This is a genomic window from Bacillus sp. B1-WWTP-T-0.5-Post-4 (assembly GCF_009183795.1).
Lineage (GTDB): Bacteria > Bacillota > Bacilli > Bacillales > Bacillaceae_G > Bacillus_A > Bacillus_A cereus.
Genome location: NZ_WEIJ01000006.1, coordinates 139,701 through 152,729 on the forward strand (window position 1 = coordinate 139,701; position 13,029 = coordinate 152,729).

Sequence of the window (13,029 nt, forward strand, 5' to 3'; positions counted from 1 at the left end):
AATTATATGTTATTATTTTCCTTGATTGTATTAGAAATGGAAATAGGGGAAATACATGTTAGAAGTAAATATCCGCTCAGCTGGATATGAAATAGGCGAAAAAACAATTCATGATATAGCTTTTTCTATCGAAAAAGGTGAACTAGTTACTCTTATTGGAGCGAATGGTGCTGGGAAAAGTACGACGATTAAAACGATACTCGGATTACTTGTAAATATGGACGGTGAAATATCATTCGGTGAAAAGAAAAATCCGTATGCATACGTACCAGAACATCCAACATACTATGATTACTTGACGCTCTGGGAACATATTGAATTATTAATGGCAGCTCGTGGAAGTGAAATGGGAAGTTGGGAAGAACGAGCGGAACAATTATTACATACTTTTCGAATGAATAAGCATAAACATGAGTATTTATCAAAGTTTTCAAAAGGCATGAAACAAAAATCTATGCTAATATTGGAGTTTTTAACTGAGCCAGATTTTTATATCATTGACGAACCTTATATCGGTTTAGATCCAGTAGCTACGAAAGAGTTTTTAAATTATTTATATAAAGAAAAAGAGCGCGGGGCAGGAATTTTACTTTGTACGCACGTATTAGATACTGCTGAAAAAATTTGTGAAAGATTTTTACTCATTTCACAAGGTACATTAGTCGCAGATGGACATTTAGAATCTATTCAAATATTAGCGGAAATGCCGGGTAGTTCATTATTAGACTGCTTTGATGTAATTGTAAGGCGTGAACAACATGATTAAACAACAATTTTATAAGAGATTACGCCATGAACTCCAGCGGAAATGGAAGTCTATATGTTCGGTAACAGATTGGACAGTCGCATTATATATTATTATTCCAGCACTTATATTTATGGGAATCTATTATCGATCGCTATGGATAAATGAATTATCAACGGAAGAGACGATGTATTTCGGATTAGGATTACTCGCATTTTATTTAGTAACATATCCAAGAGGAGTTCGTTCATTTTTTGAGCAAGCGGATAGTTTATTTTTAATTTCGTATGCAACACATATGCGAAAATTAGTCCAGTATGGCATGATGTACACAGTTGTTCGAATAGCGATAACGAATATAATAGTAGTCGTTATTATGTTACCGGTGTTGATGAAAAGTATCGAAGTAACAGAGATACAAGTCCTGTTATTTTGGGTATTCTTTACTATATTTCGATTTATGTTGTCGTTGTTAACGAGATTTGTTCATGTACATGTGGGGAAACGATGGATTTTATGGATTGTAAAAAATGTAGTATTTTCTATGAGCGTGTCCTTTTTTGGAATTAGTTTATTTTTTATTTATAAAAATCCGTTGTATTCAATTTTATTTATCGGTCTAGTAATTTTCTTAAGTAGTGTATTAGTAAAAGAGAAAATGAATTATAAAAAGTTCTTTTTTAAAGAAATCGAGAAAGAAAAGGAGGAAAGCATGCGCTGGACGAGCGGAATTATGCAAGTTGGTGGTCATGCGGCTAAACCGAGTAGTTCGAATAAAAAACCGTGGATGTTTCCGCGCTCTAAAAGACTTTTAGGGAAAAAAGCTGATTCTCGTATTGTCGAATCTTTTTTGAAAGAATTTTTCCGTACAAGTACTGCACGAATATTTTATATTCAAATTGTATGTATCAGTACTGCAAGTATAATTATGACTCCAAGGTGGATTGCAGCTATTGTTCTCGTATTTACTGTAGTTGCAATTTCTCGCTATGCACGTGATTATTGGAATGAATTTACGAATAAGATGTTTCTTCGTTTATATTGTGATGAAGGGAAATTACTATTGTTAAGATGGAAGGCAGATCGTTATTTATTACTACCAGCAATACTTTTATATGGAATAGTTATACTTTCACAGTTTTATTTATTGCCAGCTGTGGTAGGCAGCGTTGTTTTTATTTTATTAATTGTATGGATTGTATTTGTACCATTAAAAAAGAGCCATTGACGGCTCTTTTTCTAGTCTGTAACACATTGATAAATAAAATATACTAAAACGAGTATACTTGCGGCGGAATACATGACATCTAAAGTCATCTGATCGCCTCCTTATTGTTGTTGTATTTTTATTGTATGAAATCTTACAATTTCATATTCAAGTGAAAAATATGTGAACGTTAACAAAAATGTAAAGTGCAAAAATTACAATCATTTTGTATAATAGAAGAAACCACCGTTATATAAAAAATAATGAGTGAAAGGGGAGGGAACATAAATGCCAAATTGGTTTAGAAAAACCTTAGTCGCATTAATTACCGTGTTTACATTTGGTTTAGTGACGCCTCCTTCCATATTACTTGATAATGCCAAAGCTGCGGACAAGCCTACGAGCACAGCTGGGCAACAAAGTTTGGAGAGCACGTCCTATACATATGAAGAAACGAATGACAGGTTAACCACCGATACTTTTATTACTTATGCAATGCAAGAAGCAGAGAAGCAGTCGATGCAAAAGTTTGGTACTAAAATTGGTCCAGTAATTGAAGATGAGTTTAAAGATGTAATATTACCGAAAATTGAAGAGGCAATTGCTGAGCTTGCTAGTGATGTACCAGAAGATTCACTACAATCATTAGCGATTTCTCAAAAACCAGCTGGTGGAAATAATGAGAAGATTTTTCACGTCTACGATACGAAATCTGGAAATGATTTATTGCGTTTCCATGTAAGAAGAGATCATCCACCGCAAGATGGTTATTATTTTAATTTCCATTACCACCGTTTTGATGATGGATACTCTGGACATCATGAGTTAGGAAATATTTATTGGAATACGAATGTACCACCGAAATGGTTGTCTTAAAAAGAACAAGAGAAAATCTTGTTCTTTTTTATTTTTATAGAAGGGACAGACAACTATGTTGTTGAATAACATAGGTTTAGAAAAAAGAAGCAAAGGGAGTATGGGAATGCAAAAATATATTGTTTTTGACTTTGATGGCACATTAGTAGATTCACAAAATATATTTGTACCGATTTATAATCAACTTGCTGAAAAACATGGGTATAAAGCAGTAAAGGAAGACGAAATTGAACATTTACGTAAATTAACGATGCCAGAGAGATGTAAACAACTTAATGTACCACTGTATAAACTACCGATATTAGCGTTGGAATTTTATAAATTATATCAGCCTGCTATAAAAAATCTCGTTTTGTTCCATGGGATGAAAGAAGTATTAGATGAACTACATAAAAAAGGCTACGGAATTGCAGTCATATCATCGAACTCAGAAGAGCATATTCGGGCGTTTTTACACAAGAATGGTATCGAAAATATTCAAGAAGTGTATTGTTCTAAAAATTTGTTTGGTAAAGATAAAATGATAAAAAGATTTTTGAAATCAAAAAAAATAACAGAGAAAGATATGTTATATGTCGGTGATGAACAGCGAGACGTAGCAGCGTGTAAAAAGGCTGGAGTGAACGTAATTTGGGTATCTTGGGGATATGATGTTATTGAAACAGTGAAAAAAGATGCACCAGATTACATGGTTCATAAGCCGATGGAAATTGTGCAAGTAGTACAAGGAGCGTATTCTTAATATGAATACACTGCGAGCAGGCATTCATCATATTGAATTTTGGGTAGCAAATTTAGAGGAATCCATTTCTTTTTATAATAAGTTGTTTTCCATAATTGGGTGGAGAAAGTTAAATGAAGTAGCATATAGCACAGGAGAAAGTGAAATATACTTTAAAGAAGTAGATGAGGAAATTGTAAGGACGTTAGGGCCTAGACATATTTGTTATCAAGCTATTCATAGAGAAGTAGTTGATGAAGTAGCAGATTTTCTTTCTAGTACGAAAGTGAAGGTAATACGTGGTCCAATTGAAATGGATCATTATTCGGAAGGTTATTATACGATTGATTTTTACGATCCGAATGGATTTATTGTAGAAGTTGCCTATACACCAAATGCAGAAATGTAAGGGGAATAGATATGAAGATAATTACAGCATGGCAAAATAATATACAAATAGTAAAAGATGCAGTGGATATTAAAGAAATTTCTAAAGGTTTTTCGCCTGATAAGAAATATATAATTACGAGTACGAATAATGAAAAATATTTATTGCGGACAGGCGATATAAAAGAGTATGAAAGAAAGAAAATAGAGTTTCAAATTTTAAATGAAATGCAAAATCGTAGTGTGCAAGCACAAAAACCAATTGAAATGGGTTTGTTGGCAGAAGAAGGTTTATGCTATGGCATTTTTTCATATTTAGAAGGGGAGGATGCGAAGAAGCTATTGCCTACGTATTCACCAAAAGAACAATATGATATTGGTATAGAGGCAGGAAAAGATTTAGCAAAAATGCATACATATGAAGCTCCTAATAATATACTTCCATGGTATGAAAGAGCAATGAAAAAACATAGTAAATATTTAGAGGCATATAAAACATGTGGAATAAACATAAAAAATGATGATAAAATCATAAAGTTTATTGAAGAAAATGAAATATCTTTAAAGAACCGCCCAAATCGATTTCAACACGATGATTTTCATTTAGAAAATATAATTGTACGGGATGGAAAATATGTAGGTGTTGTTGATTTTAATGGCTACGACTGGGGCGACCCACTTCATGATTTTGTGAAAATTGCACTGTTTGCAAGGGACATTAGTATTCCGTATTCAATCGGACAAATAGAAGGATACTTTAATAGGAAAATACCAGAGGAGTTCTGGAAATTATACACAGTGTACGTTGGCATGACAGTTTTCTCCTCAGTTGTCTGGACATTACGAGCAGCACCGCATATGTTAGAGGATATGTTAGAGCGTCTTACTATAGTTTTAGAGGATCATAATAACTTTGAGTTATCGAAGCCAATTTGGTTTCAACCAGATAAGATTGATATGAAATAGAAAAGGTAGGTGTGATTCGCACCTACCTTTATTTTTTACCATCAAAATACTTATTTAATTTTCTTAAATGTAAGCGGCTGAGTACTTAATGTAGCTGGTACATGTAACTGAAGGGATGGGAATTCACCACTTACATTCATTTCATAAGCGAATAATAAGCTCATTTTCATTTGGAATAAGTCAACTTTTGCAGAGAAGATGTCGTAATGATGATGCCCTAATTGAATATCCATTTCCATAAATTGTGCATATAACGAATCATCTCGTTTGTATACTTGTAATGTTCCGTATGCAGGATGTTCAAAAGTACCAGTATAATCCTCTAACTTGTGCGAAGGTGTAGTCCCTTTAATTTGTTCAGGGAGGGATTCAGTTGCTTCTTTCATCATTTCCTTCATTTTTTTAGTATCTTCTACAGCACGTTTATGCCAATCAATGGATTCTAATTCAAGTAGTTCGTCATAAATTTGATTAGCGAGATAAGTAGGAAGTAATGTTCCTCCAGCATTCGTTAAAATGACAAGGCCTATGTTTTCTGTTGGTATGAATGAAACAAGCGCTGAAAATCCATCGATATTACCGCCATGATGAATCACTTTTTTACCACGATAAGCGCTAATAAACCAACCAAGACCGTAACTATTTAATGGAGATTCAGGGAGTGATAAAACCGGTTGGTCTGGAATTGAATTGTGTGGTGTATACATTTGTTGTAATAATTCAGAGGAGATTAATTCATGATCTCCAAATTTTCCTTCATTCAAGTGGAGAAGTACCCAATTTGCCATATCTTCAATTGTGGAATTAATACACCCAGCAGCGCCAACTGTATCGATGTTACGGAATGGAACTGCTTTTATTTCACCGTCATTTTCAATGTAAGGTAAAGCATAATCATCTGTAGTTTGTGAATCGTTAACAGAGAAGTTTGTATGTCTCATATTTAAAGGTTCTAAAATATGTTCTGTAGTGTATTGCTCCCACGTTTGATTTGTAATGTTTTCAACAATGTAGCTAATTGTTGCATACATTAAGTTGTTATATAGAAATGCAGTTCGGAACGGTGCATCAAGTGGTAAATGTTTTATTTTTTCAACGAGATCTTTTCGAGATAAGGAAGAACTGTACCAAAGAGCCTCATGACGACTCACTCCAGTTCGATGAGAAGCTAAATCCCGTCCTGTAACTTGTGAGCTAGCAAGTAGTTCAGATAAAGTAAAGTTAGGTATATAAGACTGGATAGGGGTATCCCAATTAAACTTTTTTTGCTGTGCTAACAAGCTTAATGAAAGTGTGCCAAATGCTTTCGTTGAGGAACCGATTGCGAATCGAGTATTCGGTGTAACAGCCTCTTTTGTTTCTATATTACGATAGCCAAAACCTTCTGAAATAATAACTTCACCGTCTTTTATAACAGCGACAGCAGCACCAGGAACATTTAAATCCTTCATCATTTTTTCAACCGTTGTTTGTAAAGAAGTCATAACAGGCGTTTCAATTTTAGACATACTTCTAACCTCCAAATATAAATTTTGTTCTACCGCACTATACTTTCGGTAATAGAAAATGAAAACCTTTTTATATTCGGAAAGTTAATAATTTTGTAAGAATTAGCGCAAGAAATTTTATTAATTAGGATTATTAAATTTATCATTTTTCATGTTATGATAAATTGCATATACGATTGAAAGAAGGTTTTCCTACATATGAAACATGCTGAAAATGAATACTTAAATTTATGCCGCCATGTAATGGAACATGGTACGAAGAAAGAAGACCGTACAGGGACAGGCACTGTATCTGTATTTGGATATCAAATGCGTTTTGATCTAAGTAAAGGTTTTCCTTTATTAACAACAAAGAGAGTACCGTTTCGCCTTGTAGCAAGTGAACTGCTTTGGTTTATGAAAGGTGATACAAATATTCGCTATTTATTGCAGCATAATAATAACATTTGGAATGAATGGGCTTTTAAGAGCTGGGTAGAAAGTGATGAGTATACTGGTCCTGACATGACTGATTTTGGTCTTCGCTCACAACAAGATGAAGAATTTAAAGTACAGTACGACGAGCAAATGGAATTGTTTAAAAAGAACGTTTTAGAAGATGATGAGTTCTCAAATAAATATGGTTATTTAGGAGACGTTTACGGTAAACAGTGGCGTGCTTGGAAAACGACAGCTGGTGAGACACTTGATCAATTAAAAGATGTAATTGAAATGATTAAAAAAACACCAGACTCACGTCGTTTAATCGTTTCTGCTTGGAATCCAGAAGATGTACCAAGTATGGCCTTACCGCCTTGTCATACGCTATTCCAGTTTTATGTAGCAGATGGAAAGCTTTCTTGTCAGTTATATCAAAGAAGTGGTGACATATTCCTTGGAATTCCATTTAACATTGCAAGTTACTCACTACTAACACATTTAATTGCACATGAATGCGGACTTGAAGTGGGAGAATTTGTTCATACAATTGGTGATGCACACATTTATACAAATCATTTTGAACAAGTAGAAAAGCAATTGGCACGTGAACCACGTCCATTCCCGAAACTTACATTAAATCCAGATGTGAAATCTGTTTTCGATTTTGAAATGGAAGATTTAACGATTGAAGGATACGATCCGCATCCAGCAATTAAAGCACCGGTTGCAGTATAATTGTAGAGGAGATGAAAAAATGATTGTTTCATTTATGGTCGCTATGGACGAAAATAGAGTAATTGGTAAAGATAATAATTTACCTTGGCGTTTACCGAGTGAATTACAATACGTGAAGAAAACAACGATGGGTCACCCGCTTATTATGGGAAGAAAGAACTATGAAGCGATTGGTAGACCACTGCCTGGAAGACGTAATATTATTGTAACTCGTAATGAAGGGTATCATGTTGAAGGCTGTGAAGTTGTTCATTCTGTAGAAGAAGTGTTCGAACTATGTAAAAATGAAGAAGAGATTTTTATTTTTGGTGGAGCGCAAATTTACGATCTCTTTTTACCTTATGTAGACAAGTTATATATAACAAAAATCCATCATGCATTTGAAGGAGATACATTCTTCCCAGAAATAGATATGACAAATTGGAAAGAGATTTTTGTAGAAAAAGGTTTAACGGATGAAAAAAACCCGTATACGTATTATTACCATGTATATGAGAAACAACAATAATAAAAAAGATTGATGTGAGAATTCGCATCAATCTTTTTATTTATATTCACTAATATAAGTTTATAGATGAGATTCGATAGTGCTATAATGATAGGTAGCATGTAAAAATGCTAAAATTTTCAAAAGTACTAATATAGAAAGAGGAGGAGAATCGATTGAGAAAGATATGGGGGATTCTTTTTCTTTGCTTAGCATTCATGTTAGTTGGATGTGGTAAAGAAGAAAAACCACAAGAAGCGTTTGATACATATGTAAAAGCGTGGAATAAACAAAAATTTGCAGATATGTATGATCAACTATCAAAAAATGCAAAAAAAGATATTTCAAAGAAAGAGTTTACTGAGAAATATGAAAAAATTTATTCTGGTATCGAAGTGAAAGACTTAAAGGTAGAAACAGGGGAAGTAAAAGAAGATAAAAAAGATGAAGGTCCTGTTCCTTTTAAAGTAAGCATGGATACAGTTGGTGGTAAAATTACATTTGGTCATGAAGCAAAAATGGTGAAAGAAAAAGATGGAGATAAAGAATCTTGGAAAATAGATTGGACTCCTGATTTTATTTTCCCAGGCATGACGAAAGATAGTAAAGTGCGTATGCAGACAACACAGCCAAAACGTGGTGAAATATACGATCGTAATGGAAAAGGTCTTGCAACGAATGGGAAAGCTTCTGAAATCGGATTGATTCCTGAAAAGTTAGGCGATACTGCTCCGCAAACGAAAGAAACAGTAGCGAAGTTATTAAATATGTCTGTAGAAGAAATTGATCAAAAATTAGCTGCTAAATGGGTAAAACCAGGGTATCTCGTACCAATTGGAATTTTGCCTGAAGGGGCAACACAAAATACGTACATTGATTTACCAGGTGTTTCAACAAAACCTGTAAATGTTCGTACATATCCGTTAGGGGAAGCGGCAGCTCATCTGACTGGTTATATTGGAAAGGTAAATGCTGAAGATTTAAAAACGCTACAAAAGAAAGGCTATCAAGCTGATGACCCAGTTGGTAAAGCTGGTTTAGAGCAAGTATTAGAGGAAAAGTTACGCGGTAAAAAAGGTGGCCGTGTCTTTGTAGAAGATGCGCAAGGAAAAGAAATTAAAAACTTGGCAAAAACAGATGCTGTTGATGGAGAAAATGTAACTTTAACTATTGATAGTGCTGTTCAAGAAAAAACGTATAATGAAATGAAGGGTGAAGCTGGTTCAAGTGCAGCAATTAATCCGAAAAGTGGAGAAACAATTGCACTAGTAAGTAGTCCAGCATATGATCCTAATATAATTGCACGAGGGACATCGAAGGCACAACGCGAAGCTTGGAATAATGATCCGAAAAAACCAATGACAAATCGCTTTACACAATTGTCGGTACCAGGTTCTGTATTTAAACCTATTACAGCTGCAATTGGTCTTGAAACGAAAACGATTGATCCAAAAGAAGAGTTGAAAATTGAAGGATTAAAATGGACAAAAGATTCTTCTTGGGGTAATTACTATGTAACGCGTGTGAAAGATGCAAATCCGATTGATCTTGATAAGGCGATGAAATACTCGGATAATATTTACTTCGCACAAGAAGCTTTGAAAATCGGAAAAGACAAGTTTATGAGTGAAGCAAAAAAATTCGGATTCGATGAGAAACTACCAATTGAATATGGATTCCCTGCTTCTAAAATTGCAAATGACGGCATTAAAAATGATATTCAAATGGCAGATACGGGATATGGACAAGGACAAGTATTAATGACTCCTCTTCATTTAGCTTTAACGTATGCGCCAATTGTAAATGATGGAACGATTCCGTCACCGTATATTATTAAAACAGATAAACAACCAAAAGCTTGGAAAGAAAATGTAATTTCTAAAGGAAATCAGGATATATTAAAAACTGCAATGACGAAAGTAATTAATGATCCAGATGGTACAGGGAAAATTGCTAAAATTGATGGCATGACTCTTGCTGGAAAAACAGGTACAGCGGAATTAAAAGTATCAAAAGAGGCCGAAGGAAAAGAACTAGGTTGGTTCGCTGCATTTGATTTAAATTCCCCAGATATGGTCATTACAATGATGATTGAAGATGTAAAAGGTAGAGGCGGAAGTAATATTCCAGCTGAAAAAGTAAAACATGTATTTCAAAAATAATATGTAATAGTAGGCTATCTCTATAAGTTGTAGAGGTAGCCTATTTATATGAAAGAGTTTGTAATATCCGTATACTAAATTTTAAGGAAACAAAGTAAATCATTAACTTACGAAAAAAAAGTAGCTATTTTTTATTGACATTGATTAAAACTTTTTGTATTATACTTACATAAGGTAAGTTATTAACTTTTGAAAAATAAATCTTGAATTAAAGATAAAGAGAAAAAAGGGAGAGAATACAATGACAAAAGTACTATTTATCACAGCAAATCCAAATTCAGCAGAAGGTTCTTTCGGAATGGCAGTAGGGGAAGCTTTCATCGAAGCTTATAAAAACGAACATCCACAAGACGAAGTTGTAACAATTGATTTATTCAACACTACAGTACCAGCAATTGATGCAGATGTATTTGCTGCTTGGGGTAAATTTGCAGCAGGTGAAGGCTTTGAAGCTTTAACTGAAGTTCAACAACAAAAAGTAGCAGCAATGAACACAAACTTAGAAACATTTATGAATGCAGATCGTTATGTATTCGTAACTCCAATGTGGAACTTTAGCTATCCACCAGTAGTAAAAGCATACTTAGATAACGTAGCAATCGCAGGTAAAACATTCAAATATACTGAAAATGGTCCAGTCGGCTTATTAGAAGGTAAAAAAGCGCTTCACATTCAAGCAACAGGTGGCGTATATTCTGAAGGAGCATACGCAGCTGTAGACTTCGGTCGCAATCACTTAAAGACTGTATTAGGATTTGTCGGTGTAAATGATACTGAATATATTGCAGTTGAAGGTATGAATGCAAACCCTGAAAAAGCACAAGAAATTAAAGAAGCAGCAATTGCTAATGCTCGTGAATTAGCAAAACGTTTCTAATATAGAATGCTTAAAAAGTCCGAACACTTGCTGTTTGGACTTTTTTTCTTCTTTTTCCTTCGTTTGTCTAGTATAATGAAGGTCGGAATGATAATAGGTGGGGGTTCTGTATGATTCAAACGTTTTTTAAAATCTTTTATTTAATTTTAATCGTAATTGCGATTACACCGAGAATGTGGCGTCTTAAAAGACAAGTAAATACGATGGCGCCAAAAGAAAAAGACAATGCTGTGTATAAAACGACAAATTGGTTTGGTAAGAAAATGGTACGTGTAGCTGGAGGGGCAGTAGAAGTGAAAGGACTTGAAAATGTTCCGAAAGACAAGCCAGTACTAGTTGTAAGTAATCACCAAAGTAATATGGATATCCCTGTTTTACTAGGTTACTTAAATAAACCAATTGGATTCGTTTCAAAAGCAGAGATTAAAAAGTTCCCAGTTGTACCAACTTGGATGGAACTGATGAATTGTGTATTTATGGATCGTAGCGATCGTCGTCAATCTCTTCAAGCGATTAAAGATGGAATTGAACTATTAAAGAATGGACATTCTATCGTAATTTTCCCTGAAGGAACGAGAAGTAAGGGTGGCGAAGTTGGAGAGTTTAAGGCTGGTAGTTTTCATCTGGCAGTAAAGTCAGGTGTAGCAATTTTACCTGTAACATTAGATGGTACATATAAGATGTTTGAAGCGAATGGAAATCGTATGAAGCCAGCTCATGCAACAGTAACAATTTCTAAGCCGATTACACCTGAAGATTATGCGAATATGGATATTAAAGAATTAACGAAGCATACACAGGAAGTTATTGCCTCACAATTACATAAGTAATAAAAAAGGATTCAGCTTATCGTAAGCTGAATCCTTTTTTATTATGCTGTAGGTAAGACATAAAAGAGTACACAGAAGAACATCATCGCACTACCACCTAAAACGAACAGGTGCCATATGGCATGGTTGAAAGGTAGCTTTTCCCAAAGGAAGAATATAGCTCCAACAGAATATAAAATTCCACCTGCTAAAAGTAGTGAAAAACCATGTCCAGTTAGATTTTCATAAAGTGGTTTAATAGCAACGATTATGAGCCATCCCATAATGATGTAACATAAAGTTGAAGCCTTTATAAAGCGACGTACAAAGAAAATTTTGAAGACGATACCTCCGATTGCTAGTGTCCATATTATAGCAAGCAACGTCCATCCTAATGGGCCACGAAGTGTAATAAGTAGAAAAGGAGTATACGTGCCAGCAATCAATAAGTAAATGGCTGAATGATCTAAAATAGTAAATATTTTTTCTACTTTAGGATGATGAATGCTATGTAGCAATGTTGAAAACAAGTACAGTAAGAACATACTTACACCATAAACAGTAAATGCAACTACGGCTGATGCGGTACCGTGCTTAGAAGCATGAATAATCAATATGATTAAGGCAGGGATGCTTAAAATGGCACCGATACCATGTGTAATTGCATTTGCAATTTCTTCTTTTACAAATTGGGTCATTCGTGTCATTTTTTCAGTCATAATGCAAATCCTTTCTACTATCATAAAATAATATGTCATTTCCCTTACCATATCATACACAAGAGCAATAGAAAATGAAATTTGTATAATTGATTATATTTTTGAATTTTTTTGACAAAAGACAATGGATTTGTTGACGTTTTCAAACTTTTTTGACAAAATAAAATTATGTAATAGTAGGACAAGGAAACTACTAATAAAGGGGATGGGGAAATGTTTTCAAATATTGGCTTTCCAGGGTTAATTTTAATTTTAGTAGCAGTACTCATTTTATTTGGACCTAAAAAATTGCCGGAAATCGGGAAGGCTTTAGGGGAAACGTTAAAAGAGTTTAAAAAATCAACGAAAGAATTGACAGATGACGCATTTCAAGAAAAGGAAAAGAAAGAAAAAATGTAGTGTATTTTCCT

At 34.1% G+C, this 13,029-nt stretch carries 14 protein-coding genes; 12 read left to right on the plus strand and 2 right to left on the minus strand.

Annotated elements, in window-relative coordinates:
- Positions 1-55 precede the first annotated feature (55 nt).
- From GBN91_RS19200 to GBN91_RS19225, 6 genes are all read left to right on the plus strand, one after another.
- Positions 56-766: an ABC transporter ATP-binding protein gene (locus GBN91_RS19200; protein WP_006925123.1), complete on the plus strand. Its 711-nt coding sequence runs from the start codon at positions 56-58 to the stop codon at positions 764-766.
- The gene (locus tag GBN91_RS19205; RefSeq protein ID WP_149215373.1) at positions 759-1,973 is read left to right on the plus strand and encodes an ABC transporter permease; all 1,215 of its coding nucleotides are present in this window, start codon (positions 759-761) and stop codon (positions 1,971-1,973) included. Before GBN91_RS19200 ends, GBN91_RS19205 begins: the two co-directional genes overlap by 8 nt.
- Positions 1,974-2,240: 267 nt before the next feature.
- Complete coding sequence (locus GBN91_RS19210) at positions 2,241-2,828, plus strand: YpjP family protein (RefSeq protein ID WP_001134421.1); 588 nt, start codon at positions 2,241-2,243, stop codon at positions 2,826-2,828.
- Between the two features lie 106 nt (positions 2,829-2,934).
- On the plus strand, positions 2,935-3,570 hold the full coding sequence (locus GBN91_RS19215; protein ID WP_025687389.1) for an HAD family hydrolase: 636 nt from the start codon (positions 2,935-2,937) through the stop codon (positions 3,568-3,570).
- A gap of 1 nt (position 3,571) precedes the next feature.
- Positions 3,572-3,958, plus strand: coding sequence for a VOC family protein (locus GBN91_RS19220; RefSeq protein ID WP_001094666.1), 387 nt, complete (start codon positions 3,572-3,574; stop codon positions 3,956-3,958).
- A gap of 11 nt (positions 3,959-3,969) precedes the next feature.
- Positions 3,970-4,902, plus strand: a complete 933-nt coding sequence (locus tag GBN91_RS19225; RefSeq protein WP_000692085.1) for an aminoglycoside phosphotransferase family protein — start codon at positions 3,970-3,972, stop codon at positions 4,900-4,902.
- 50 nt (positions 4,903-4,952) lie between these two features.
- On the opposite strand, the gene GBN91_RS19230 is transcribed toward GBN91_RS19225, so the two are convergent.
- The gene (locus GBN91_RS19230; RefSeq protein WP_114555965.1) at positions 4,953-6,410 is read right to left on the minus strand and encodes a serine hydrolase; all 1,458 of its coding nucleotides are present in this window, start codon (positions 6,408-6,410) and stop codon (positions 4,953-4,955) included.
- A gap of 198 nt (positions 6,411-6,608) precedes the next feature.
- Here GBN91_RS19230 and GBN91_RS19235 point away from each other — a divergent pair, with 198 nt between their 5' ends.
- From GBN91_RS19235 to GBN91_RS19255, 5 genes are all read left to right on the plus strand, one after another.
- Entirely contained in the window at positions 6,609-7,565 is a 957-nt protein-coding gene (locus GBN91_RS19235; protein ID WP_000679609.1) for a thymidylate synthase, read from the plus strand.
- A gap of 19 nt (positions 7,566-7,584) precedes the next feature.
- On the plus strand, positions 7,585-8,073 hold the full coding sequence (locus tag GBN91_RS19240; RefSeq protein ID WP_000637205.1) for a dihydrofolate reductase: 489 nt from the start codon (positions 7,585-7,587) through the stop codon (positions 8,071-8,073).
- A 155-nt stretch (positions 8,074-8,228) separates the two neighbouring features.
- A complete protein-coding gene (gene pbpC / locus GBN91_RS19245; RefSeq protein ID WP_086389039.1) occupies positions 8,229-10,214 on the plus strand; it encodes a penicillin-binding protein 3 in 1,986 nt (661 codons plus the stop codon).
- A gap of 241 nt (positions 10,215-10,455) precedes the next feature.
- Positions 10,456-11,091 (plus strand): FMN-dependent NADH-azoreductase, encoded by a 636-nt coding sequence (locus tag GBN91_RS19250; protein WP_000170025.1) that lies wholly within the window; start codon positions 10,456-10,458, stop codon positions 11,089-11,091.
- Positions 11,092-11,201: 110 nt separating this feature from the next.
- Positions 11,202-11,921, plus strand: coding sequence for a lysophospholipid acyltransferase family protein (locus GBN91_RS19255; protein ID WP_000616577.1), 720 nt, complete (start codon positions 11,202-11,204; stop codon positions 11,919-11,921).
- A gap of 41 nt (positions 11,922-11,962) precedes the next feature.
- On the opposite strand, the gene trhA is transcribed toward GBN91_RS19255, so the two are convergent.
- Complete coding sequence (trhA, locus tag GBN91_RS19260; RefSeq protein ID WP_000136889.1) at positions 11,963-12,619, minus strand: PAQR family membrane homeostasis protein TrhA; 657 nt, start codon at positions 12,617-12,619, stop codon at positions 11,963-11,965.
- A 213-nt stretch (positions 12,620-12,832) separates the two neighbouring features.
- On the opposite strand from trhA, the gene GBN91_RS19265 reads away from it, so the two are divergent.
- The gene (locus GBN91_RS19265) at positions 12,833-13,018 is read left to right on the plus strand and encodes a twin-arginine translocase TatA/TatE family subunit (protein ID WP_000492443.1); all 186 of its coding nucleotides are present in this window, start codon (positions 12,833-12,835) and stop codon (positions 13,016-13,018) included.
- Positions 13,019-13,029 lie beyond the last annotated feature (11 nt).

Bases quoted from the DNA above. Each gene is read 5' to 3' on its own strand.
- GBN91_RS19200 (WP_006925123.1), top strand. From the start codon at position 56: ATGTTAGAAGTAAATATCCGCTCAGCTGGATATGAAATAGGCGAAAAA.
- GBN91_RS19205 (WP_149215373.1), top strand. From the start codon at position 759: ATGATTAAACAACAATTTTATAAGAGATTACGCCATGAACTCCAGCGG.
- GBN91_RS19210 (WP_001134421.1), top strand. From the start codon at position 2,241: ATGCCAAATTGGTTTAGAAAAACCTTAGTCGCATTAATTACCGTGTTT.
- GBN91_RS19215 (WP_025687389.1), top strand. From the start codon at position 2,935: ATGCAAAAATATATTGTTTTTGACTTTGATGGCACATTAGTAGATTCA.
- GBN91_RS19220 (WP_001094666.1), top strand. From the start codon at position 3,572: ATGAATACACTGCGAGCAGGCATTCATCATATTGAATTTTGGGTAGCA.
- GBN91_RS19225 (WP_000692085.1), top strand. From the start codon at position 3,970: ATGAAGATAATTACAGCATGGCAAAATAATATACAAATAGTAAAAGAT.
- GBN91_RS19230 (WP_114555965.1), bottom strand. From the start codon at position 6,410: ATGTCTAAAATTGAAACGCCTGTTATGACTTCTTTACAAACAACGGTT.
- GBN91_RS19235 (WP_000679609.1), top strand. From the start codon at position 6,609: ATGAAACATGCTGAAAATGAATACTTAAATTTATGCCGCCATGTAATG.
- GBN91_RS19240 (WP_000637205.1), top strand. From the start codon at position 7,585: ATGATTGTTTCATTTATGGTCGCTATGGACGAAAATAGAGTAATTGGT.
- GBN91_RS19250 (WP_000170025.1), top strand. From the start codon at position 10,456: ATGACAAAAGTACTATTTATCACAGCAAATCCAAATTCAGCAGAAGGT.
- GBN91_RS19255 (WP_000616577.1), top strand. From the start codon at position 11,202: ATGATTCAAACGTTTTTTAAAATCTTTTATTTAATTTTAATCGTAATT.
- trhA (WP_000136889.1), bottom strand. From the start codon at position 12,619: ATGACTGAAAAAATGACACGAATGACCCAATTTGTAAAAGAAGAAATT.
- GBN91_RS19265 (WP_000492443.1), top strand. From the start codon at position 12,833: ATGTTTTCAAATATTGGCTTTCCAGGGTTAATTTTAATTTTAGTAGCA.